Source organism: Mesorhizobium captivum (assembly GCF_033977165.1).
In the GTDB taxonomy this organism is placed as follows: domain Bacteria; phylum Pseudomonadota; class Alphaproteobacteria; order Rhizobiales; family Rhizobiaceae; genus Mesorhizobium; species Mesorhizobium captivum.
In genome coordinates this window covers 1-23,741 of sequence record NZ_JAVIJB010000001.1, presented here as the reverse complement: position 1 = coordinate 23,741, position 23,741 = coordinate 1, and the positions used below count along the sequence as shown (strand labels likewise).

Annotated in this window: 21 protein-coding genes; 16 read left to right on the top strand and 5 right to left on the bottom strand. The window is 64.9% G+C overall.

Going from position 1 to position 23,741, the window contains the following annotated elements; genetic code table 11:
* Nucleotides 1-25: 25 nt before the first annotated feature.
* Nucleotides 26-1,210, bottom strand: coding sequence for a Gfo/Idh/MocA family protein (locus RFM40_RS00105; protein WP_320228485.1), 1,185 nt, complete (start codon nt 1,208-1,210; stop codon nt 26-28).
* Nucleotides 1,211-1,637: 427 nt separating this feature from the next.
* On the opposite strand from RFM40_RS00105, the gene RFM40_RS00100 reads away from it, so the two are divergent.
* The 9 genes from RFM40_RS00100 (at nt 1,638) to RFM40_RS00060 (ending at nt 11,184) form a co-directional block, all read left to right on the top strand.
* Nucleotides 1,638-2,537, top strand: coding sequence for a MurR/RpiR family transcriptional regulator (locus tag RFM40_RS00100; RefSeq protein ID WP_320228484.1), 900 nt, complete (start codon nt 1,638-1,640; stop codon nt 2,535-2,537).
* Nucleotides 2,538-2,608: 71 nt separating this feature from the next.
* Nucleotides 2,609-3,391, top strand: coding sequence for an SDR family oxidoreductase (locus RFM40_RS00095; RefSeq protein WP_320228483.1), 783 nt, complete (start codon nt 2,609-2,611; stop codon nt 3,389-3,391).
* Nucleotides 3,388-4,917: a mannitol dehydrogenase family protein gene (locus RFM40_RS00090; protein WP_320228482.1), complete on the top strand. Its 1,530-nt coding sequence runs from the start codon at nt 3,388-3,390 to the stop codon at nt 4,915-4,917. The genes RFM40_RS00095 and RFM40_RS00090 overlap by 4 nt, the downstream gene beginning before the upstream one ends.
* A 19-nt stretch (nt 4,918-4,936) precedes the next feature.
* Nucleotides 4,937-5,851, top strand: a complete 915-nt coding sequence (locus RFM40_RS00085) for a sugar phosphate isomerase/epimerase family protein (protein ID WP_320228481.1) — start codon at nt 4,937-4,939, stop codon at nt 5,849-5,851.
* Between the two features lie 89 nt (nt 5,852-5,940).
* Nucleotides 5,941-6,975 (top strand): ABC transporter substrate-binding protein, encoded by a 1,035-nt coding sequence (locus tag RFM40_RS00080; RefSeq protein ID WP_320228480.1) that lies wholly within the window; start codon nt 5,941-5,943, stop codon nt 6,973-6,975.
* A 102-nt stretch (nt 6,976-7,077) separates the two neighbouring features.
* Entirely contained in the window at nt 7,078-8,625 is a 1,548-nt protein-coding gene (locus RFM40_RS00075; RefSeq protein ID WP_320228479.1) for a sugar ABC transporter ATP-binding protein, read from the top strand.
* On the top strand, nt 8,622-9,608 hold the full coding sequence (locus tag RFM40_RS00070; RefSeq protein ID WP_320228478.1) for an ABC transporter permease: 987 nt from the start codon (nt 8,622-8,624) through the stop codon (nt 9,606-9,608). Before RFM40_RS00075 ends, RFM40_RS00070 begins: the two co-directional genes overlap by 4 nt.
* Nucleotides 9,605-10,591, top strand: a complete 987-nt coding sequence (locus RFM40_RS00065) for an ABC transporter permease (protein WP_320228477.1) — start codon at nt 9,605-9,607, stop codon at nt 10,589-10,591. Before RFM40_RS00070 ends, RFM40_RS00065 begins: the two co-directional genes overlap by 4 nt.
* Before the next feature lie 71 nt (nt 10,592-10,662).
* Entirely contained in the window at nt 10,663-11,184 is a 522-nt protein-coding gene (locus tag RFM40_RS00060; protein ID WP_320228476.1) for a hypothetical protein, read from the top strand.
* A 56-nt stretch (nt 11,185-11,240) separates the two neighbouring features.
* On the opposite strand, the gene RFM40_RS00055 is transcribed toward RFM40_RS00060, so the two are convergent.
* Nucleotides 11,241-12,740, bottom strand: coding sequence for an ATP-binding protein (locus tag RFM40_RS00055; RefSeq protein WP_320228475.1), 1,500 nt, complete (start codon nt 12,738-12,740; stop codon nt 11,241-11,243).
* A 319-nt stretch (nt 12,741-13,059) separates the two neighbouring features.
* Here RFM40_RS00055 and RFM40_RS00050 point away from each other — a divergent pair, with 319 nt between their 5' ends.
* Nucleotides 13,060-13,314: a hypothetical protein gene (locus RFM40_RS00050; RefSeq protein WP_320228474.1), complete on the top strand. Its 255-nt coding sequence runs from the start codon at nt 13,060-13,062 to the stop codon at nt 13,312-13,314.
* 150 nt (nt 13,315-13,464) lie between these two features.
* Here RFM40_RS00050 and RFM40_RS00045 read toward each other — a convergent pair whose 3' ends face one another.
* Nucleotides 13,465-13,950 (bottom strand): hypothetical protein, encoded by a 486-nt coding sequence (locus tag RFM40_RS00045; RefSeq protein ID WP_320228473.1) that lies wholly within the window; start codon nt 13,948-13,950, stop codon nt 13,465-13,467.
* A gap of 206 nt (nt 13,951-14,156) precedes the next feature.
* On the opposite strand from RFM40_RS00045, the gene RFM40_RS00040 reads away from it, so the two are divergent.
* Both RFM40_RS00040 and RFM40_RS00035 read left to right on the top strand, forming a co-directional pair.
* The gene (locus RFM40_RS00040) at nt 14,157-14,522 is read left to right on the top strand and encodes a RidA family protein (RefSeq protein ID WP_320228472.1); all 366 of its coding nucleotides are present in this window, start codon (nt 14,157-14,159) and stop codon (nt 14,520-14,522) included.
* Nucleotides 14,523-14,551: 29 nt separating this feature from the next.
* A complete protein-coding gene (locus RFM40_RS00035; protein WP_320228471.1) occupies nt 14,552-15,775 on the top strand; it encodes an amidohydrolase/deacetylase family metallohydrolase in 1,224 nt (407 codons plus the stop codon).
* Nucleotides 15,776-16,060: 285 nt separating this feature from the next.
* Here RFM40_RS00035 and RFM40_RS00030 read toward each other — a convergent pair whose 3' ends face one another.
* The gene (locus RFM40_RS00030; protein ID WP_320228470.1) at nt 16,061-17,851 is read right to left on the bottom strand and encodes an NAD(P)/FAD-dependent oxidoreductase; all 1,791 of its coding nucleotides are present in this window, start codon (nt 17,849-17,851) and stop codon (nt 16,061-16,063) included.
* Nucleotides 17,852-18,097: 246 nt separating this feature from the next.
* On the bottom strand, nt 18,098-19,045 hold the full coding sequence (locus RFM40_RS00025) for a MurR/RpiR family transcriptional regulator (RefSeq protein ID WP_320228469.1): 948 nt from the start codon (nt 19,043-19,045) through the stop codon (nt 18,098-18,100).
* Nucleotides 19,046-19,320: 275 nt separating this feature from the next.
* Here RFM40_RS00025 and RFM40_RS00020 point away from each other — a divergent pair, with 275 nt between their 5' ends.
* From RFM40_RS00020 to RFM40_RS00005, 4 genes are all read left to right on the top strand, one after another.
* The gene (locus RFM40_RS00020; protein WP_320228468.1) at nt 19,321-20,154 is read left to right on the top strand and encodes an ABC transporter ATP-binding protein; all 834 of its coding nucleotides are present in this window, start codon (nt 19,321-19,323) and stop codon (nt 20,152-20,154) included.
* Entirely contained in the window at nt 20,151-21,011 is an 861-nt protein-coding gene (locus tag RFM40_RS00015) for an ABC transporter permease (RefSeq protein WP_320228467.1), read from the top strand. The genes RFM40_RS00020 and RFM40_RS00015 overlap by 4 nt, the downstream gene beginning before the upstream one ends.
* A 77-nt stretch (nt 21,012-21,088) precedes the next feature.
* Nucleotides 21,089-22,261 (top strand): ABC transporter substrate-binding protein, encoded by a 1,173-nt coding sequence (locus RFM40_RS00010; protein WP_320228466.1) that lies wholly within the window; start codon nt 21,089-21,091, stop codon nt 22,259-22,261.
* A gap of 74 nt (nt 22,262-22,335) precedes the next feature.
* Complete coding sequence (locus RFM40_RS00005; protein WP_320228465.1) at nt 22,336-23,427, top strand: Gfo/Idh/MocA family protein; 1,092 nt, start codon at nt 22,336-22,338, stop codon at nt 23,425-23,427.
* The last annotated feature ends 314 nt before the right edge of the window (nt 23,428-23,741 follow it).

Here is a 23,741-nt window from a genome sequence, read left to right as displayed (position 1 = left end):
AAGCCGTCAAGAGTGCGACTGTCCCTCACTCAAATCGCGCAGCCGTCCACGCGCCGCCTGCCGCATTCGACTCCACCGCCGCCGCCACGAACTTCACGCCGCGCGCGCCGTCGACCACGTCGGGCACCTGCGCCGCCCGCGCGGCATCGATCGTTCCGCCCGAGCGATGCGCGCGGATGATGTCGGCGGCGTCGCGGTAGAAATTGGCGAAGGCCTCGATATAGCCCTCGGGATGCGCGGCCGGCATGCGCGAGACGCGCCGGGCTTCCGCCGTCGAGCCGTGGCCGCCGCGCACCAGCGTGCGGGTCTCCTCGCCATAGGGCGAGAAGCGCAGTTCCTCCGGCCGCGTGCCCGACCATTCGAGTCCGGCCTTTTCGCCATAGATGCGCACCGAAAGGTCGTTGTAATGGCCTGGCGAGGTCTGGCTGGCGAGGATCGTGCCGCGCGCCCCGCCCGCCCAGCGCACCAAGACATGCGCATTGTCATCGAGCCGCCGTCCGGGAACGGCGGTGAAGAGGTCGGCCGAGACCGCCTCCGCCTCGAAGCCGGAGATGAAGCTCGCCAGGTTGAAGGCGTGCACGCCGATGTCGGCAAGGACCGCCGACTGCCCGGCGCGCGCCGGGTCGGTGCGCCACTCGGCCTGCTTCTGCCCTTGCGCGTCGATCAGCTGCGTCAGCCAGTCCTGGATATAGGCGCCATGCACGGAAACCACGCGGCCGAGCGCGCCCGCCGCCACCATCTCGCGTGCCTGGCGCACCATGGCGTAACCGGTGTTGTTGAGCGTCACGACGAAGCGGCGCTTCTTGGCTTTCGTCAGCGACACCAGGGCTTCCGCCTCGGCTAGCGTCGTCGACAGCGGCTTGTCGCAGATGACGTCGATGCCGGCCTCGAGGAAGGCGGTGGCGATCGGCGCATGCAGATGGTTGGGCGTGACGATGACCACCGCCTCGATGCCGTCCGGCCGCGCCGCTTCGGCTTTCGCCATGGCATGGTAATCGGTGTAGCTGCGCTCGGGCGCGATACCGATCTCGGCGGCCGAGGCGGCTGCATTCTCCGGATCCGAGGACAGCGCTCCCGCCACCAGAGAGATCTGGTCGTCGAGCCGCATTGCCAGCCGATGCACCGCGCCGATGAAGGCGCTGCGGCCGCCGCCGACCATGCCGACCGTCAGGCGTTTTCGCGCGGTTCCGTCAGCGGTTGCATAGACCATATCTAGATTCCTCCGGATGGCTGTCATTGGCCGCGCAGGACTATAGAGTGCGCTCCGCCAATTTCGAACAGCTTTTCCAAATTTTGTTTTGTGAAACGACCACACCGCGCTAGCCTTGCGCGGCATTGTCGAAGGAGGGTTCGATGAGTTTGCGCGATTTTCCTAGCGCTGGCGCTGCCCCTCCCCTGCCTGCCGGCATCCTCTCCCCGTATAGGGACGGGGAGAGGGGCGCTCTCATCAGCGGTTTCGCCAATCGCCAGCGTTGCAAGATGAGAGCCAGCGTTTCGGCCAGCCCCCTTCTCCCCGTCACTATACGGGGAGAAGGTGCCGGCAGGCGGATGAGGGGCGGCGCCGACTTGGACAATTGGCGGTCTCCACCGCAATGTTGGATCGCTTCATACGCGACAGTTCAAACCCGGCCCGTTCCATGAGCAACGCGCGAACTTCACCCGGCCGAGCCGGCGCCGGCGACAGCGTCCCCCGCAAACGGAGCCGTTCGCTGGCGGCACTTGGCTACACGAAACCACAAACCTACGAAGAGCTGCGCGCCGTGCTCTCGTCCGGCACCGTGCATTTCCCGAAGCGGCTGCGGCAGGTCGCCATCTTCCTATGGCAGCATCCGAGCGACGTTGCGCTCGGCACAATCGCCCAGGTGGCAGACCAGGCCGGCGTGCAGCCTTCGACCCTGGTGCGCTTCGCGCAGATCTTCGGATATGCCGGATTTTCCGATTTCCAAGGCTTGTTCAAGGAGCATATCAAGGGCTCCTGGCCGGAGGGTCGTTCTCAAGGCGGCCAGGAGCCGGCCAAGGAACAGAGCAGCAACTTGCATTTCCTCAACGGCATGGTCGGCGCCTCGCAGGCCTCGCTCAGCCGCATCGGCAACGGCTTCGACATCGGCAGCTTCGAGAAAATGGTGGAGCTGCTGGCAGTAGCCGAGCTGATCTATGTCATCGGCAGCAAGCGTGCCTTCCCCGTCACCACCTATCTGTCGCTGACGCTGTCGCAACAGGGCGTGCGCAATGTGCTGGTCGACAATGTCGGCTCGACCGCGTTCGACCAGGTCGGCTGCATAAGCCCGCGCGACGCGGTGCTCGCCGTCTCCTTCAGCCCCTACAATTCGATCACGCCCGATCTCGTCGCCGTCGCGCATGAGCGTGGGGCATGCATCGTCGCCATCACCGACAGCACCTTTTCGCCGCTGGTGAAACTTTCCGACACCTGGCTGGAGGTGGTCGAGTCCGACTTCGCCGGCTTCCGCTCTCTGGCCGCCTCGCTGGCCGTCGGCATGGCTTTGGTCCACGGCGTCGTCGCGCGCCGGACAGGCTGACCGGCACGGTTGACTAAAGGGAACTGTCGTTCCATATTTGAAAAAATAGAAACTTTGTTCCGGGAGGAGGAATGGAGGTTCGGCTCGACAGCAAGGTGGTGCTGGTCACCGGCGCGACGCAAGGCATCGGCCGTGCGATCGCCGAGACGGTCGCACGCTCCGGCGCCGAAGGGCTGCTGATCACTGGCCGCAACCGGCAACGCGGCGACGCTGTCGCGGCGGAACTGGCGGCGATCGGTACGCCTGCCGCTTTCGTCGCCGCCGATCTCGGCGACCCGGAGACTCCGGCGCTGCTTGCCGCGGCATGCATCGAGCGCTTCGGCCGCATCGACGGGCTGGTCAATGCAGGGGCTCTGACCGACCGCGCCTCTTTCGTCAGCGCAAGCCTTGACGACTGGGAACCATTGTTCGCCGCCAACGCCCGCGCGCCTTTCTTCCTGATGCAGGCGGCCATCGCCGACATGAAGAAGCGCGGTGAAGGCGGCGCCATCGTCAACATCCTGTCGATCAATGCCCATTGCGGCTCGCCGGAGCTTGCCGTCTATTCCGCCACCAAGGGCGCGCTGGCGACGCTGACCAAGAACGCCGCCAACGCGCATCGCTTCGACCGCATCAGGGTCAACGGCATCAATGTCGGCTGGACCGACACGCCGGCCGAACGCGTCATGCAGGCCGAAACGCTCGGCCAGGGGCAAGGCTGGCTCGACGCGGCCAATTCCGCGCAGCCCTTCGGCCGGCTGTTCTCGGTGGACGACATCGCGAACCTCGCCGTCTTCCTGCTCTCCGACGCGGCCGGCCCGATGACCGGCGCGCTGATTGACCAGGAGCAGTGGGTGGTCGGAGCAAATCGGTGAGTGCCGCCAGGAGCCTACGCCCTGCCCTGCTCGACCACCTACCGTCCGAGGTCCGCAAACCCGCTTACGATCGTGCCGCGCTCAAGCCTGGCATCGCCCATATCGGCGTCGGCGCTTTCCACCGCTGTCATCAGGCCGAGTACACTGACGATCTTCTGGCCAAGAATTTCGACCATTGGGGACTGGTCGGCATCAACATCCGCCCGCCCCTGCTTGGCCAGACGCTCGGCCAACAGGACGGTCTCTACACGCGCCTGATCCGCCACAACGACGAAGTCGAGGCGCGCGTCATCGGCAGCATCGTACGTGTCGTCGACAGCCAGGAAAGTGCGGCGCCGGCGCTCGAGGTGCTTTCTTCGCCCGACATCGAGATGGTTACCATGACGGTGACCGAAAAAGGCTATTGCCACATCCCGTCGAGCGGCGCGCTCGACCTCGATCATCCCGACATCGTCCACGACCTCGCCAACCCTGAGGCGCCGCGCAGTGTGCCCAGCATCCTGGCAAGGGCGCTGGAGTTGCGCATGGCCTCGCATGGCCGGCCGGTCACGCTGCTGTCCTGCGACAACATCCCGACCAATGGCACCATCCTCGGCAATGTCGTGCGAGCGTTCGCCGAACGGCGTGGCAACCGGCTGGCGGACTGGATCGCCGCCAACGTCGCCTTCCCCTCCGCCATGGTCGACCGCATCGCGCCGGCCACGACCGAGGCCGATATCGACACGGTGGAAAAACGCTTCGGCTATCGCGACGGCGCCGTCGTCGTCGGCGAGCGCTTCCGTCAGTGGGTGATCGAGGACCGTTTCGCCGGCCGCGTGCCGCGCTGGGATCGTGTCGGCGCGACCTTCGTCGATGACGTCACCCCTTTCGAGCTTCTCAAGATGCGGGTGTTGAACGGCGCCCAGACGACCCTTTGCTATCTTGGGGTTCTCGGCGGCTTCGAGCATAGCTTCGAAGCGATTGCCGATCCGTCTTTGGCAACCTTCGTCCGCCGCATGCTGATGGAAGAGACGCTGCCGACGCTGATGCCGGTGCCCGGCATCTCGCCGGCAGCCTATGTCGAGCAGAGCCTTTCGCGCCTCACCAACACGGCGATCCGCCATCGCAACCACCAGATCGCCACCGATGGCTCGCAGAAGATCGTGCAGCGCCTGCTCAACCCGATCCGCGACCGCCTGGCCAAGGGTAAGAGCATCGCGCTTCTCTCCGTTCCCGTTGCCGGCTGGATGGCCTATCTGGTCAAGGCCTCCGCACGCTTCGGTCGCACCTGGCAGGTGTCGGATCCGTTTGCGGAAAAGATCGCTGCTCTTGCCGACCGCGCCGGTTTGGACAGCAAAGCCCTCGCCGACGCGATCCTCGCCATCGACGCCATTTTCGATCCGGCTTTAGCCGCCAACGCCACATTCCGCGCGCATGTCATCGCCGGCCTTGATGGTCTGCTTTCGAACGACCCGATGGGCTTTGTCAGACAAGTCTGTGCTGGGCCAACGGATGCGCGGTTGAAGCAGCCGGCGCGATCTGCATAGTTAGGAACCGGGAGGGATCATGAAGCTTGGACTGCTCACGGCGCCATTTCCGGATACGCCGCTCGGCGAAGTCGCCGAATGGGCGCGCTCGGCCGGCTTCGAGGCCCTGGAGATCGCCTGCTGGCCGAAGGCTTCGGGCGCCAGCCGCCGCTATGCCGGCACCAGCCATATCGACGCCGCCGGCACCTCGGCCGCGCAAGCCAAGGACATTGCCGCCGAGCTTGCCGGCAAGAGCCTGACCATCTCCGGCCTCGGCTTCTACCCCAATCCCCTGCATCACGATCAAGCGCACCGGGAGGAGGTCATCGATCACCTGAAGAAGGTGATCGTGCTGGCAAGCCGCATGGGTGTCCCGCTCGTCAACACTTTTTGCGGCGGCGATGCCTCGAGGACTGTGGATGCGAACTGGGAAACCGCGCAAAAAGTCTGGCCCGCCATCATCGCTCATGCGCGCGAGCATGGCGTCAAGCTCGCTTTCGAGAACTGCCCGATGATCTTCAGCTATGACGAATGGCCGGGCGGGCACAACATCGCCTACTCGCCTTACGTCTGGCGCCGCATCCTGGAGGCCTGGGGCGGCGACGTCGGCATGAATTTCGATCCCTCGCACCTCGTCTGGCAGATGATCGACAAGGAGCGCTTCATCCGCGAGTTCGGCCCGCACATGCTGCATGTGCATGCCAAGGACCTGATGATCGATCATGATGGTTTGTACGAGCGCGGAATCCTTTCGGCTGGCATAGGCTGGCAAGTGCCGCGCATGCCGGGGCTGGGCGACATCAACTGGAGCAGCATCTTTTCGGGCCTTTACCGGGCCGGATATGACGGGCCGGTCATCATCGAGCATGAGGACCGCCGCTTCGAGGGGAGCGACGAAAAGGTGAAGCGCGGTTTCCTGCTGGCCCGCGATGTGCTGCGCCCCTTCGTCAAATGAAGCAACAACGGCTTGGCTCCGGCGCGATCGGGGTCCCCCGGAACTGCAAACTGAACTGCAACTGACAATCAATGTGGAGGAGTACAGAAATGAAGAAATACCTGACCATGGCGCCGCTTCTTGCCGGTGCCGCCCTGCTTGCCTCGGCGGGCGTCTCGTCCGCCGAGGGCAAGTACACGATCGGCATCTCCAACACCGTGCAGGGCAATGGCTGGCGCGAGGAGATGATCTGCGCGATGAAGGCGCAGGCCCTCGCTTCCGGCGAAGTGGCGAAGCTCAATATCGCGCACCGCAACACCGACGCAGCCGGCCAGCTCGAGGACATCCGCAACCTGATCAGCGCCAAGGTAAACGCCATCGTCGTCAACCCGGCCGATCCGGCCGGCATCAAGGCCGGCCTCGAGGAAGCCACCAAGGCCGGCATCGTCGTGGTCGCCGTCGACCAGGCGGTGACCGAGCCGTCCGCCTACATCATCTCCAACAACCAGGAACAATATGCCTATCTCGGCGCCAAGTGGCTGTTCCAGCAGATGGGCGGCAAGGGCGAAGTGCTCTACATGCGCGGCGCCGCCGGCGCCTCGGCCGACAGCGACCGCGACAAAGGCTTCAAGAAGGCGCTGGCCGAATTCCCCGACGTGAAGGTCGCGCAGGAAGTCTTCACCGGCTGGCAGCAGGACCAGGCCAAGCAGCAGATACTCTCCTTCCTCGCCACCGGCACGCCGATCAACGGCATCTGGACCTCCGGCATCGACAACGTCATCGTCGACGCGCTGGTCGAGCAGCAGGCGCCGATGGTGCCGGTTGTCGGCGCCGATAACGCCGGCTTCGTCGGCCAGCTCAACACGGTCAAGGATCTGGTCGGCGCGGCCGTCACCAACCCCGGCTCGATCGGCGGCGCCGGTGTCACGCTGGCGCTGCAGATCCTCGACGGCAAGAAGCCGCCTCAGCAGACCGTGCTCGTCGAGCCGCAGCTCTGGGAAAACGCCACCGACGAAGGCAAGGCCAAGCTGAAGTCGGCCGCCGATCCGTCGCTCAGCCCGGAATGGCCGGTCTCGATCGCGATCCCGGACTGGACCACCTACACCAAGGACCAGATCGTCGCCTGCAAGGGCCCTGGAGAATAATCGCCTGATCTGAAACGGGAGCGCGAGGACGCCGGACTAAGGTCTGGCGTCCTTGCCATTTGGTTTGGCGCGCATAATTTGAGCCGTTGGATCGAGAACGCTTTGACTACCAATCCCCTCCTCGACGCCACCGGCGTGGCGAAGAATTACGGCGCTGTCGCCGCGCTGCGCAACGCCTCGCTGTCGGTGCTGCCGGGCGAGGTCCATGCGCTGATGGGCGCCAACGGCGCGGGCAAGTCGACGCTGGTGAAGATCCTGACCGGCGCCATCCGGGCCGACGCCGGCCGCGTCCTGATCCGCGGCGAGGCCCGCGACGTGCGCTCGCCGGCCGCCGCGCGCCGCGCCGGCCTGCTCCCGGTCTACCAGGAACCGGCGCTGATTCCCGATCTCGATGTCCTTTCCAACCTCAGGCTCACCGGCACGCCGGTCGAGCCTTTCCGCGCCTGGGTGCGGGAGCTCGGCATTCCGAACCTCGATATACGCGAGACCGCGCGCGACATTCCGCTGGCTATTTTGCGCGTGCTCGACCTGGCGCGCGCGCTCGCTGTCGAGCCCGATGTGCTGCTGCTCGACGAGATGACGGCGGCGCTGCCCGCCAACCTCGCCGAAAAGGTGCTGGAGGTCGTGCGCCGCCAGGGCGACAGCGGCCGCTCAGTCATCTTCATCTCACACCGTTTCGTCGAGATCTCCGCGCTCTGCGACCGCGCCACGGTGCTGCGCGACGGTGCCACCGTCGGCGTCGTCGACATCGAGCCGGGCGTCGAGGAAAAGATCGTCGAGATGATGCTTGGCGCCCGCATCGAGAAGACCAGCGTCGCCGCGGCCCGCGTGGCAGGCGAGGCTTCGGCCGGAACGGACAGCCATCCTCGGCTTTCGGTGCGCAACCTGCAGCTCGGCACCAAGCTGCATGACGTCTCCTTCGATCTCGCCAATGGCGAGGTGGCCGGCGTCGTCGCGCTCGAGGGCCAGGGCCAGGACGAGCTTTTTGCCGCCCTTGCCGGCTCGATCCGGCCGGCCGCCGGCACGATCGCTGTCGACGGTGCGCCGGTGAAATTTTCGCATCCGAGCGACGCGATCCGCGCCGGGTTTGCCTATGTGCCCGGCGACCGCACCGAGGCGCTCGCCATGCAGCGCTCGGTGCGCGAGAACATCGCGCTGCCCTTCAGCGCGGCACTGCGCAAATGGGGGCCGATCCGGGTGCAGCGGGAACGCATGGTGGTTTCCAGCGCCATTGCCCGGCTGCAGATCGATACCCGCGCGCAGGGCGAAGTGCAGCGCCTTTCCGGCGGCAACCAGCAGAAGGTGACCATCGCCCGCTGGATCGCGGCGGACGCCCGCACCATCCTCTGCTTCGACCCGACGCGCGGCATCGATGTCGGCACCAAGCAGGAAATCTACAAATTGCTGCGCGAGCTCGCCGGCCTCGGCAAATCGGTGCTGTTCTATACATCCGAGCTGGAGGAGGTGCAGCGTGTCTGCGACCGCGTCATCGTCATCTTCGGCGGCCGTGTCGTCGACACTTTCCCGGTCGAGCTTGCCGACGAGCCGGCGCTGATGCGGGCTGCCTACGGCTTGCCGCGCGGCGCCAGGGAGGATGTGGGCATTCTGGCCGATGTCAGGCCCACCCCCGATGCGGAGGCCGCGTCATGATGCGTTTCCTGCGCCGCCAGGGCTGGGTCGCCGGCCTGCTCGCCCTGCTCATCTTCCTGTTTGTTATCACCAAGCTGATCCAGCCGGGTTATGGCAGCGGCGACTTCGGCTCGCTCGCGCGGGCAGTTTTGCCCTACGGTTTTGCGGTGGCTGCCCAGACCGTCGTCGTCATCGCGGGCGGCATCGACCTCTCGGTCGCCGCCATGATGGCGCTGACAAGCGTCACAGCCGCCTCGATGATGAACGGCGCCAGCGAGGAATATGCATTTTTCGTCGTGCCCTTCGTGCTCGCCATGGGCTTCGTGCTTGGCGCGCTGAACGGCCTCCTCATCGTCGTCACCCGCGTGCCGGATATCGTCGTCACCTTGGCCACGCTGTTCGTGCTGCAGGGGGCGGCGCTTCTGGTGCTCGACGCGCCCGGCGGCGCCGCCGCCGAGTGGCTGAAGGCAACCGTCGTCGGCACCATGCCGATCGCCGGCCTGCCGGATTGGGCCGACGCCTGGGTTCCGAAGGCGCTGGTGCTGCTCCTCGTCTGCCTCTTCGTCATATGGATTCCGCTGAGAAGCTCGCGGCTTGGCCTCTCCATCTACGCCATCGGCAGCGACGAGCTCGCCGCCTTCCGCAGCGGCGTGCCGGTGGCGCGCACCAGGATCGTCGCCTACGCGCTCTCCGGCCTGTTCGCAGCACTTGGCGGACTTTCGCTCACCATCAGCACCGGCATCGGCGCGCCGATCCCCGGCCCCTATCTGCTCGCCAGCGTCGCGGCGGTGGTGCTTGGCGGCGTCGCGCTCGGCGGCGGCAAGGGCGGACTGCTCGGGCCGATCATCGCCGTCTTCGTGCTCAGGCTGGTGCGCACAGACCTGACGCTTCTCGCCATCGACCCCAATGTCACCGCCATCATCGAGGGCGCAATCATGGTCGCCGTGGTGATGTTCGGCGCCTTCATCACCATCCGGGGCCGCCCGGCAGGAGCAACGCCATGACGAGCAGCGCGACCATGCCCCAGCCTGCCTCGTTCGGCCGCCGCCTGAAGCGCTTCATGGCGGACCGGCCGCTCATTCCGCTGATCATCCTGCTCGTCATCCTGGTGGCGATCCTGCAGGTCCTGCGCCCCGGCATCGTCAACGAGCGCTGGATCGCCAACACCGCAAAGTTCGCCATCCCGCTGGCGATCCTCGCCGGCTGCCAGACCATGACGATGCTCACCGGTGGCATCGACCTGTCGGTCGGAACGGTGGCGACGATGAGCGCCTTCATCATGGCGACGCAGATTGTCAGCCAGAATCCGGCGGTAGCCTTTCTGCTCGCCATGTTGCCGGCGGTGCTGATCGGCCTCGTCAACGGCGTCGGCGTCGGCGTCTTCCGCGTCCATCCGCTGATCATGACGCTCGGCACCAGCCTGATCGGCACCGGCTTCCTGCAGGTCTATCAGCGCACCGTCATCGCCTCCGGCGCCAGGATCCCGGATTTCCTCAACTGGCTGGGCACTGGCCTTACCTACGGCTTTCCCAACGCGCTCTTCCTGTTCGTGCCGGTGGCGGTGCTGATCGTCTTCACGCTCAACCGCACCGGTTTCGGCCGCCTGCTCTATGCCGTCGGCGACAATGAGCGCGCGGCACGCCTCTCCGGCGTCCGCTACTGGCAGGTGATCACGGCGCTCTACATCATCTCCAGCCTGCTCGCCGGCATCACCGGCCTGCTCTATATCGGCTTGATCAAAGCGCCCTCGCTGTCGCTCGCCGAGCCGCTGGTGCTGCCTTCGGTGGCGGCGGCCGTCATCGGCGGCACCTCGATCTTCGGCGGCCGCGGCGGCTATACCGGCACCATCGTCGGCGCGCTGATCCTCACCGTGCTGACGACGCTGCTCACCATCCTGCATATGCCCGAAGGCGGCCGCCGCATTCTCTTCGGCTTTATCGTACTGTTCGTGACCGCGGCCTATTTGAGGATCATCGAGGACCGGTAGGCGGAAGCGCGGAAGCGGCGCTTTTGGGCTCAAGGGATCTGAACCGTCCCAATCCCATGGGAGAAGCCCCGATGGCCAAACGTTCGAGTGCCGGAGAAACCGACAGAACCGTCGCAAGCGATCTTGCCGACGACGATCCTCGTCTCGCGTTCATTTATCAGGAGGCGGTGAGAGGTCTCACCCATCAGCAGACCGTCGTGGAGAACATGAATACTCGCGCCGGCAGCCTTATCTTTGCCACCGCATTCGCAAACTCGCTGCTCGGCGGTGCGGCCCTTTCCAACGGGCTTGGGCTGTGGGACTGGACCGCGGTGGCTCTCCTGTTCGGCATCGGCGGGCTGATCGTCTTCATGCTTTGGCCCTACCACCAATACGCATTCCGCTTCGATCCGGAGGAGCTGCTCAATCAATATGTCGATGGCGACAGGCTGGCAACGATGTCGGCCATGCATCGCGCGCTTGCCCTTCGCATCAAGGCGGACATGGCCGGCAACTGGCGAATTATCCAGCGGCTCCGTATGGCGTTGCAGATAGCGCTGCTCTTTCTGTTGCTCGATATCCTGGCCTGGCTTCTGGCGATCGCGGGCGTTTGAGCCAAAGTATCGGGGCAGTCAACGCATCTGTCCGGCGTCCGCTACTGGCAGGTCCATCAGGCGGCCGAGCTGCCCTGTTCGTCCTCGACTGCATTCGGATCGCCCGGCGCCGTCGCCCAGGCGAGTTCCACCAGCGTCACCGTGCGCCGGCCGGCGCCGTCGATCTGGCAGACGATGAGGCCTTGCTCCTCGATATAGTCGAGCAGCCGCCGCGCGCGGCGCAGCGAATGCGAGCCATAGGCCCGCGCTATCGCCGCGTCGCTCGGGCAGGGCCAGCCTTCCTTTGCCGCTCTCGCGATCATCATGAACACGCCCTGCATGTCCTCAGGCAGCAGCGAGGCGCGCACCGAAACGTCCCGCCACGCGTCATCCTCCGCCATGTCGGAGCCGACACCGGCGCGGGCGCGCGTCAGCATGCGGCGGAACTCCGAAAGGTCGGGCACGACCGAAGCGAGCCCTTCGATCCGGCAACGGACGACGAACTCCTGGTAGAGCACGCCGATGACGCGGAAGCCGGCGTCGGGCTCGGCCAGGATGGCGCGCAGGATGCGGTCCATCCGCTCGCGCCGCTCGGCGAGATCCTCGGCGCTCGGCTGCGGCTCTGCCGGCTCCGGGCGGATGTCCAGTGGTGCGGCCTTGGCCGCCATCAATTGATCGAGGAGATCGGGCGAGGGCCGGCGCTGCGGCCGCACCGTCTCCGGCGGCGGCGCCGCCAGGATGATCGAGCGAGCGTTCTCGAGCGCCGCTTCCGGCAGCGGCATCAGCCGTGGCGTGCCGTTGCGTGGGCTCGTTTCCGTCGACCCGATCCGCAGGCTTAGCGGGCGGCGCGACAATGCCGGCCCGAGCGCCATGAAATGCCCCCGCTCCAGGTCGCGAAACGCTTCCGCCTGCCGGCGCTCCATGCCGAGCAGGTCGGCAGCGCGCGCCATGTCGATGTCGAGGAAAGTCCGGCCCATCAGGAAGTTGGAGGCTTCCGCCGCGACGTTCTTGGCGAGCTTGGCCAGCCGCTGCGTGGCGATGATGCCGGCAAGCCCGCGCTTGCGGCCGCGGCACATCAGATTGGTCATGGCGCCCAGCGAAAGCTTGCGCGCCTCGTCCGAAACCTCGCCGGCGGCGGCCGGCGCGAAGAGCTGCGCCTCGTCCACCACCACCAGCATCGGGTACCAATGGTCGCGCGCGACCTCGAACAGGCCGCCGAGGAAGGCGGCGGCGCGCCGCATCTGGTTTTCGGCGTCGAGTCCCTCGAGATTGAGCACCGTCGAGACGCGGTGGATACGCGCCCGCTCGCCGGCCGCCTGCAGGCCGCGCTCGGTGTGCTCCTCGGCATCGATCACCAGATGGCCGTAGCGTTCGCCGAGCGAGACGAAGTCGCCTTCCGGGTCGATAATGGTCTGCTGCACCCAGGGCGCGCTCTGTTCGAGCAGCCGCCGCAAAAGATGCGACTTGCCGGAGCCCGAATTGCCCTGCACCAGCAGGCGGGTCGCCAGCAGTTCCTCAAGGTCGAGGGCCGCCGACGCGCCTGCCGTCGTCTGCCCCATCTCGATTGCAACCGTCATCTCTCGACTCGACTAGTCTCCCCGCGCGAGAGGGGCTTAGCAACCGGAGCGCGGTGCGTCGAGCATGGGTCTTCGCCGTCGGCGCGATGTTCCACACCTAACGCATGTCGCCCAAAAGTGCGCAGCGGTTTTGGCAAAACGACATGCGTAGTACAAGGATTTAAAGCGCGTCGCCCGACTCCGTTTCAGCGCGACGCGCTTTAAGGGGCAATGGCGGCAGGCTGTCGCCAATCCCACTGGTCGGACCACCATTTTGCTGGCGCAATCCAACCATTGGCGTATCATTCTTTTGGGGAGGGTTCATGGCATGAGGAAGCCAATGAACGTCGCTTCGGAAGTGCCCGTCATGGACCTGACGGCGCAAGATCTTGTTTCATCTGCGCTTTCGAAATTCCGCGCCGGCGATACCGTCTCGACCCGGGCGATGCTCGATACCATCCGCCGATCCGACCCCGCCTGCGAGGACAGCGACGACCATCTGATCGAACTGATCGTCATGGCCGCGGTTGGTAAGACCATGGGCGTCGTGTTCGACCACCGCTCGCCCGACGAGCGGTTGCCGCGCCTGTCTTAGGAGGCATATCCGAAGCGATTACCCGCAGGCTTTTTTGCTCGCGTTTCTAAAGCGCGTCGCGCGGAAACGGATTCAAGCGACGCGCTTTAAGTCTTTGTTTTGATGCACGTCGTTCTCCCAAAACCGCTGCGCACTTTTTGGCGACATGCATTAGCTTCCCAGCGGATGCGGCATATAACCGACGAAACCGGCGATCTTCCAGCGGCCGCCGACCTTGCGGCAGAAATAGAGCGTCTGCCATTTGAGGCGGTCGACACCGCCGTCGGCCTTGGCGACGGAACCATCGAACTTCTTGTGCAGCACCGCGCGATCGCCATCGACGTCGATGTCGCGCATGTTGGTGACGCGAAACAGCGCTTCGCGCAGCGGCTCAGCGAATGTCGTCGCCGCGGTTTCCTTGGCCTGGCGCAGCCATTCGTCGCGATAGACCTCCAGCCTCGGGAATTGCAGCCGCCAGGCATCGGCATTGGCAAGGAAATGCGCATGCATGCCGAAGAAGCCTTCGGCGATGAAGTCGTCCTCGACCATCGACCAGTCCTGGCCGAGGAAGGCATCGATGTCGCGCCGCACCAGCATTTCCCACAGCGCATGGCGGTCGGCATCGCCTTGCGGAAACGGATTCCTGTCGAAGGTCATGCTGGTTCTTCCCTCTCTCATTGGTGACGCCGGCGGCCACGAGTTGCCGACCCGACTTCGAGGCGCAGGATGCTCAGGCCTTTGTAATAAAGCAACATGGATTTTCGAAAAAATGTTGCTTTCCAACAGATGCTCTATGAGGATCACGCCGACACGCGTAGACGGCTATAAGAACGGTCCCGTCCGGTCGACAACAGGAGACGCACTTGCCCAAGCAATGTTTCGGAAAATCGCATGTCCCGCTCTCGCCCGCCGTGCGTGCCGGCGATTTCATCTATGTCTCCGGCCAGGTGCCGGTGGGCAGCGACGGGCTGGTGGTCAAGGGCGGTATCGCCGAGCAGACCGAGCAGGTGCTGCAGAACGTCAAGGCCGCGCTGGCGCTGGCCGGCTGCACCATGGACGATGTGGTCAAGACCACCGTCTGGCTCGAGGACGCCCGCGACTTCGGCGCCTTCAATACGGTCTATGCAAAGCATTTCCCGAATGACCCGCCGGCTCGCACCACCGTCGAATCCCGCCTGATGATCGACATCAAGATCGAGATCGAAGCGGTCGCCTACCGGCCAGTTTGATCGCGACACAACGAACAAGGGAGGCGCCGATGCAGTTCGATCTGCTGATCAAGGGCGGCCGTGTGATCGAGCCGGCCTCCGGGTTGGATGCGCCGCGCGACGTGGCCATCGCCGATGGCCGCATCGCCGCGATCGACGCCGCCATCGATGCCGGGGCCGCCGCTAAGATCGTCGACGCGAGGGACTGCATCGTCACGCCGGGCCTCGTCGACCTGCACAGCCACGTCTATTGGGGCGGCACCTCGCTCGGCGTCGACGCCGACAGGCTCGCCGCCAAGAGCGGCACCACCACTTTCGTCGATGCCGGCAGCGCCGGCGCCGGCAATTTCCTGGGCTTTCGCCGCCATGTCATCGAGCGCTCGAAAGTCCGCATCCTCGCCTATGTCAACATCTCCTTCGCCGGCATATTCGGCTTCGCCAAGACCGTGTCGGTCGGCGAATGCAGTGACCTGCGGCTCTGTGAGCCGCGCGAGACGGTGGCCGCGGTGCGCGAGCACGCCGATATCGTTGTCGGCGTCAAGGTGCGCTCCGGCCGCCATGCCGGCGGCGCCAGCGGCATCGCGCCGGTCGACCTCGCGCTCGAAGCCGCCGACAAGGTCGGCCTGCCGCTGATGGCGCATATCGACGAGCCGCCGCCCGGCCGCTCGGAAGTGCTGCCGCGACTGCGCCGCGGCGACATCCTCACCCACTGCTTCCGGCCGTTTCCCAACGCGCCGGTCTTCGCCTCCGGCGCCGTGCGGCCGGACATGCGGTTGGCCCGCGAGCGCGGCGTCATCTTCGACATCGGCCACGGCATGGGCTCCTTCGACTTCGAGGTGGCGAAGGCGATGCTCGCCGAGGGCTTGGCGCCCGACGTCATCTCGAGCGACGTGCATCTCTACTGCGTCGACGGCCCCGCCTTCGATATCCTCGTCTGCATGTCGAAGCTCATGGCGCTTGGCATGCCGCTGGTCGAGGTGCTGCGCGCGGCGACGCAGCGCCCGGCTGAGGCGATCGCGAGGCGCGAGCTCGGCACGCTGAAAGTTGGCGGCATCGGCGATGTTGCAGTGTTGAGGCTGAAGCCGGGCCGCTTCACCTTTGTCGACGCGGTCGGCGCTGCGCTGGTTGCGGATCAGAGACTGGTGTCGGAGGGTATTGCTATCGGCGGCAAATGGTGGCCGAACGAGGTGCCTGACCACAATGAGACGGAGCGCTTCGAGGCGCATGCGCATCATACTCATGTCGAGGTTGCGGCCAGGCATTTTGGGAGGTGATGATCTCCCCCTTTGTGGGGGAGATGCCCGGCAGGGCAGAGGGGGTGCGAAGGAACGGGACGTCTGAGGATCTGGTTCCTCGCCCGCACGAATGTGGGGGAGAGGTGGCTCGGCGAAGCCGAGACGGAGAGGGGAGCGCCCTACGAAGGCCCCCTCTCCGTCCGCTTCGCGGACACCTCTCCCCCGGCTCTGGCGGAGGCGAGGAACCCAAGCTTTGAGACGCCGGCGGGACAGCGCCTCCCTCTGTCCTGCCGGCGATCTCCCCCCCGGGGGGGAGATCGAACGTCACCGTCTCGCATTGCTCGGCTCGCCGTAAACCGGCGTCGCAATGCCTTCCATCCGCGCCTTGAGCTGCAGCGCCACATGTTTCGAGTAGAAGCGCGACAGCGCGAGGTTGCCGCCGTGGAACCACAGCGCCTGCTGCGCCGTCGGCTTCCACATGTTGCGCAATTCGCCCTGCCACGGACCCGGGTCGCCCTTCACGCCGGAGCCGAGCCCCCAGCACGGACCGACCTTGTCGGCGACTTCACGGGAAACGATTCCCGCCACCGTCTCGTTCATCGACTGGTAGCCGGTGCAGCAGACGATCGCGTCGACATCCAATTCGCTGCCGTCCTCGAAGAGAATGCCGTTCGCTGTCAGCGACTTGACGCCGACGCCGCTCTTCACCGCGATCTCGCCGTTCAGGATCAGCTCGCAGGCGCCGACATCGATGTAGTAGCCGGAGCCCGTGCGGTAGGCTTTCATCAAAAGCCCGGTCTCGTCCTCGCCGAAATCGATGGCAAAGCCGCTGTCGCCGAGCCTCTTGTAGAAATCCGCGTCGCGTTCGCGGATGACATCGTAGAGAGCCCGCTGGCCCTTCGGCACCAGCGCGAACGGCGTCGAGGCGACGATCATGTCGGCCTTGTCGGTGGTGATGCCGCGCGCCAGCGCCTTCTCGGAAAAAATCTCGAAGCCGACCTCCATCAGCGTGTCGGACCTCACCACCGTCGTAGGCGAACGCTGCACCATGGTGACCTTGGCGCCCGCCTCCCATAGATCGACGCTGACGTCATGGCCCGAGCTTGCCGCGCCGATCACCGCGACGCGTTTGCCGCGGAATTTCTCGCCGGTGGAATACTGGCTGGAATGCAGTAGCTCACCCTTGAAGCTTTCGGCGCCTGGCAGCTCAATCTGCCGCGGTGGTCCGTAGGCGCCGGTTGCAAAGACGATGTGCTTGGGCTTCAGCGTGATGCGTTGGCCGACCCGGTCGACCACCACCGTCCAGACCTTTTCCGCCTCGTCATAGGCGGCGCTGATGCATTTGGTGGCGCCCCAATAGTTCAACTCCATGACGCGGGCATACATTTCCAGCCAGTCGCCCATCTTGTCCTTGGGCGTGAAGACCGGCCAGTTTTCCGGGAACGGAATGTAGGGCAGATGGTCGTACCAGACCGGATCATGCAGCACGAGCGAACGATAGCGGTTGCGCCAGGAATCGCCGGCGCGCGCGTTCTTCTCGACGATAACAGTTGGAACGCCGAGCTGCCGCAGCCGGGCGCCGAGCATGATGCCGCCCTGGCCGCCGCCGATCACCAGGCAATAGGGCTGCTCGTGCACGCCGAGGTCGTGCGTCTCGCGGGCTCTTTTCTCCGCCCAGGTCTCGCGCTCGGGATCGGCCTTGTGGCGAATGCCGAGCGGCCGGCCTGGACCTTTCCGCTCTTCGAAACCCTTGAGCTCGGTCATCGCCGTGAACAGCGTCCGGCAGCGGCCGTCCTTGAGGCGCAGGATACCCTCGCCTCGTGCCACGGCCGTCTCGAAGCCGAACCAGGCTTCGACGATGCCGTCGTCGACGCTCGCCTCCCCGGACAGACGCCAATGGGACGGCTGTGCCAAGGGCAGCGTCGCCTTCAGCATCTCGCGGACCGCTGCCTGGCCCTCCATGGTTTTTATGTTCCATGTGAAGGTGAGCAGATCGCGCCAGTAGCAATCCTCGACGAAAAGGTTGGCCGCCGCCTCGATGTCGCCCGCCTCGAGTTTCCGCCCGAAGGAGCCGAGCCAGGTTGCCGCCTGTTGCGATGGTGCGATGTCGAGCATTCTTCTCCGTTCCCTTTTTTAGTTCGAATTCCTTATCGAAGCCGCGGCGCCGCCTTCTCCTTCTCCCCTTGTGGGGTCCGAAGGACGGGGCGAGACCCGTGGCTCGCCCCCGGGCGGTAGATCGGCGCGACAGCACCGAGACGGATGAGGGGTGTTCCAGCGGAGTGAGACGTTGGTGTTCCCTGGAGCACCCCTCATCCGTCGCCTTCGGCGACACCTTCTCCCACAAGGGCAGAAGGGACTTTGCTAATCCCCCAGCGGCTCCATCTCCTTCCCTGTCCGATGGATCTGGGCGTTGTACTTTATGCGGCGCACCGTCTCGCGCGCGGGGCCGTCGATCCTATATGCGGTCGCCACCGCCAAAAGGTCGATCGCCGCTAGGAAAGCGTAGCGCGAAGCGGTCGGCTTCAGCGTGTCGGGATATTCCGGAACCGCCATGGTCAGCCGGACATCGCAAACGCGCGTCAGCTCGGTGTCCGGCGCCGTCACGCAGATCGCGTCGGCGCGGTAGTGCTTGGCAAGCTCCACCGCCTCGATCACTTCCCGGGTACGGCCAGTTGCCGAGATCGCGATCACAAGATCGCCTGGCTTCAGCGTCGAAGCGGTCATGCGCATCAGATACGGATCGCATTGCGCGCTGATCGTGATGCCATAGCGGAACAGGCGATATTGCGTCTCCTGAGCCAGCGCCGATGAGCTGCCGCCGAGCCCGAACACCGTCACCTGCCGCGCCTTGGCGATCAGCTCCGCCGCCTTCTGCAGCTGCCCTGGATCGATCTGCCGTTCGGCCTCCTGCAGCGCGCGCCGCGCCTCGCCGAACACAGCGCTCCAGAACGGCATGCCGCTGTCGCCGTTCGCGGGTTGGGGCTTGGTGCTGAGATAGAGCGCGCCGACGACCAGGCTCTGCGCCAGCTTCAGCTTGAAGTCGCGAACGCCCTCGCAGCCGATGGCGCGGCAGAAGCGGGTCACTGTCGGCTCGCTGACCCCGGCGCGCTGGGCAAGCGCGGCGTTGGAAGCGTCGACGGCATATTTGACGTCATCGAGCACGACATCGGCGACGCGGCGCTCGGCCGGGCGCAGCTCCGCATAGCTGTCCTTCACCTGCGAAATGATGTCCGGGATGCGCCTCACATGATCGTGCCGGTCGTCATCCTCGTCCGGAATTCGCAACGCCTGGCTGTCAGCTTCGGTCATTGGCCAGTCCTTCCCTGCCCGTTTCTGGACCCACCATATTTGCGATTATCCGCCCGCTGGCCATAGACAATCAACCGGGGTGAGTATGTAGGAAAGCAACACATACTGCAAGCCGGTAGAAAATGCCGGAAAATCAGACGCTTAGATAAGGACTGATTGAACCTGATTGCGTCAGCCCTTTGTCGCCGCTTGACAGTAAAGTAGGATAGTTACAGACTGATTTGGCGGACAGATGGGGCCTCCGGCAACCCATCGCGCAGTCTCCGAGGGGGAGCATGAATACGGGCAGCGCAAGAACGCCGAAGCTCGGCGTGCAGGCAGCGAGCAAGGTTTACAACACGGCCTCCGGCGATCTCCTCGCCCTGGACCGCTGCAGCCTTGATGTGCGCGCCAACGAGATCGTCTCCATCGTCGGCCCATCCGGCTGTGGCAAGACCACGCTCTTATGGTCGATGTCAGGCCTGCACCGCCTGACCAGCGGCGCGATCCTGCTTGACGGCAAGGAGATCACCGGCCCGCGGCCCGAGATCGGCATCGTCTTCCAGGAAGCGAACCTGCTGCCCTGGCGCAACCTCGACGCCAACATCAACTTCCCCTTCGAGATCAAGGGCGAGAAGCCCGATCGCGCCTGGATCGCGCATCTGCTCCACCGCGTCGGCCTCGACGGTTTTGGCGGCAAGTTCCCGCGCGAGCTCTCCGGCGGCATGCAGCAGCGCGCAGCGATCGTTCGTGCGCTGGCGCTGAAGCCATCCGTGCTTTTGATGGACGAGCCATTCGGCGCGCTCGACAGTTTCACGCGCGAGGAGATGAACCGCCTCGTCGAGGAGATCTGGCTCGACACCAAAACCACCATCGTCTTCATCACCCACAGCATAGAGGAAGCGATCTTCCTTTCCGACCGGGTGGTGGTGCTGAGCGCGCGGCCGGGCCGCGTCGCCAAGGAATACAGCGTGCCGTTCCCGCGCCCGCGTTCGCTGGAGATCATGGCGACCAGGGAAGTCTTCGACCTCACCAACCGCATCAAGATGGACATCGTCGGCGAGCGCCGGCCGAAGGGGTCGGAACAGCCGGAACACAAGAGCGCTGAAATCGTGAGGATCAGGCCGTGAGCGGGGGCGACGCCATTCCGGAATTCGCAAAGACGAAGTCGGGGGCCAAATCAGGCGACGGCCAAGATGTCAGCCTCACCAATCTTTCCGCTTTTTCCAGCGGTCCCGGCATCAAGTCCGGCGCCGGGGTGGCGGCGATTCTCGCTGTCGCCGCGGTGATCATAGGCGGCATCGAGCTGGCGCTGCGCATCTTCCACGTCCCGCAATACATCATGCCGCCGCCGAGCTCGATCGTCTACGCGCTGTTCGACGAGTTCCCGCTGATAGCCCCGCATCTCGGCTACACGCTGGTCGAGCTCGTCTCAGGCTTCGCCATCGGCGCCATCGTCGGCCTGGTGATGGCGGCGGTGATCACGCAGTTTCCCTTCGCCGAGAAGATCGTCGCGCCTTACATCCTTATCCTTGTCACCACGCCGATGCTGGCGCTGGTGCCGCTGCTCATCCTGCGCTTCGGTTTCGGCTATACGCCGCGCATCATCGCGGTGGCTCTGGCTGCCGGCCCGATGGTGATGATCAATGCCGCCACCGGCTTCCGCCGCGTCGATAGCGCCAAGATCGCGCTCGCCCGCTCCTATGGCGCGAGCACCTTGCAGATGTTCTGGAAGATCCGCGCGCCGATGGCGCTGCCGATGATCCTGGTCGGCCTGATGATCGGCGCGATCTTCGGACTGCTGACCGCCGTCGGCGCCGAAATGGTCGGCGGCGGCTTCGGCCTCGGCAACCGGCTCACCTCCTATTCGTCGATGATCCAGATGCCGCAGTTTTTCGCGGTGGTGCTGATCCTGTCGACGCTCGGCATCCTGATCTACGTGCTGTTCTTCCTGATCGGCAAGAAATGGGCGAGCTGGGAGACGTAAGCGCGGAAGGATGATGCCGCCCGGGAGGCGGGCGAAGGCGAGCAATCAATAAAGGGCAATCAACAAAGGGGAATGCCATGACCAACGAAAGCTCATTCGACACAGCAGCAAGAGCGGGCATCAGCCGCCGCTACTTCCTGCACGTGACGGCGGCCGGCGTGGTGACCGCCACAGCGCTCGGCGCATCAGGCCTGAGAGCCAGGGCGGCGGCCTATGAAAAATTCACCTGGATCTCGCCGCGCGGCACGCTCGAGGTGCTGGACGACTATCCCTATTGGTCGGCGAAGAAGGCCGGCTATTTCGGCGACCTAGCCACCGACATGCAGCCTGGTCCGTCGGACGGAACCGCGACGGTGAAGTTCGTCGATGTCGGCCAGGCCGACATGGGCTTTCCCTCGCCCGGCGTCTTCTCCTTCGCCATTCAGAACGGCATGAAGCTGAAGTCCGTCTTCCACATGGGCGCGCGTGACACGTTCAGCATCGCCTTCCGCAAGGGTCAAGGCACCAAGAACCTCAAGGACCTCGAAGGCAAGACCATCCTGCTCGGCTCCGCCGCCTGGCAGGCGATCACCGATCCGCTGCTTGCAGCACAAGGCGTCGACATCAAGAAGGTGAAATATGTCGAGGCCGGCTGGCCGACCTGGGGCACCGCGCTTGCCGGCGGCCAGGGCGACGCAGCACTCTCCTGGGAAGGCCTGCGCGCCGAATGGATCGCCAAGGGCCTCGACTTCGAATACTGGCTCGGCGTGCAGAACTCCAAGTTGCCGGCCAACACCTTCGTGGTCCGCACCGCCGATCTCGAGGATGCCGACAAGAAAGCCTTCCTGGAAAAGTACCTACGCGGCTGGGCGATGGGCCTCGAATTCGGCTACCAGAATCCGCGCGCGGCGGTCGAAGCCGTGTTCGATCAGTTCCCGACTCTGGCCAAGAACCTTGGTCCTGAGCTCGGCACCACCTCGATCCTGCAGCAGATCAACGTCTTCCGCGGCGACATGGACAAGCGCGGCGGCTGGGGTTCGCATGACATGGCGTCCTGGCAGGGCTTCTTCGACGAGATCCTGAAGATCGGCCAGATCACCGTGCCGGTGAAGGCCGAGGACGTCTGCACCAACGATCTGATCGGCCCGGCCAACGACTTCGACAAAGCCAAGGTCAAGGCAGATGCCGACGGCGCCAAATTGTCGGAAGGCTTTGCCGCGCTCGACATCGAGAAGATCAAGGCCCACCTGTTCGATTCCGCCGTCAAGTGAGGCGAGCGCCGTGACCATCGGGCGGCGCAGGACGCCGCCCGCAGTTCCGTTCAAAGAGCATTGGGGAGGCTGAGATGGCCGACAAAGTAAGGATCCTGGTGGCTGGTCTGGGCAATATGGGTGCCTCGCATGCCAGCGCCTATCACCGCTCCGACGGTTTCGAGATCGTCGGCATCATGAGCCGCACCATCAAGAGCAACAAGAAGATCCCCAAGGAACTCGCCGGTTACCCGCTCTACGAGGATTTCGACCTGGCGCTGAGGGAAACGAAGCCGGATGCCGTCTCGATCAACAGCTGGCCGAACACGCATGCCGAATACGCGCTGAAAGCGATCGCCGCCAACTGCCATGTGTTCATGGAAAAGCCTCTCGCCACCAACATCGAGGACGCCGAGAAAGTGGTGGCGGCCGCGCGCGCGAAAAACCGCAAGCTGGTGCTCGGCTACATCCTGCGCGTCCACCCGTCCTGGATCAAATTCATCGAGGTCGGCAAGACGCTCGGCAAGCCGCTGGTGATGCGTCTCAACCTCAACCAGCAGAGCAGCGGCAGCGCCTGGCACTGGCACAAGAACCTGATCGACTCGCTGATCCCGATCGTCGATTGCGGCGTGCATTATGTCGACGTCATGTGCCAGCTGACCGGCGCTAGGCCGGTGCGCGTGCACGGCATCGGCGCAAAACTCTGGGCGGAAGCCGACAAGCAGAATTACGGCCACCTGCATGTCACCTTCGATGACGGCTCCGTCGGCTGGTACGAGGCCGGCTGGGGCCCGATGATGAGCGAGACGGCTTATTTCGTGAAGGACGTGGTTGGCCCGAAAGGCGCCGTCTCGATCGTCGCCGGCCAGTCGGGAAGCAGCGCCAAGGAGGCCGAGGATGTTTCCGATTCCGCCGACATCGACCGCCACACCAAGACCGACGCGCTGAAGATCCATTACGCTGAGGTCGACGGCGACAAGAATTTTTCGAAGCCCGACGAGATCGTCAGCATGGAGGACGAGCCCGGCCATCAGGAGCTTTGTGACCGCGAGCAGGCCTTCTTCCTGCGCGCCATCCGCGAGGACCTTGATTTGACCGAGCAGATGGATGCCGCGGTCAACAGCCTGCGCATCGTTTTAGCCGCCGAGCAGAGCATCGCGGAGAAACGGACCGTCGAGCTGGCCTGAGGAGTTCTGTTCAGGCCGATCGCCACCGTCGGCGCTGCCCCTCACCCTTACCCTCTCCCCGTGAAGAACGGGGAGAGGGGGATCGCCAGCGTTTGCGGCCAGCTCCCTTCTCCCCGTCACTGTACTGTATAGTGACGGGGAGAAGGGAGCTGGACCCAAAGCCGGCGCCCATTCTGCAACGCTGGCGATTGGCGAAACCATCGATGACGGCGTCTTTCTCCCCGCCCCTATGCGGGGAGAAATGCCCGGCAGGGCAATGAGCGACTATCTGAGGTGTCAAGTTGCATTTGCGAACTCGCTTCGCGCGTCGCGTG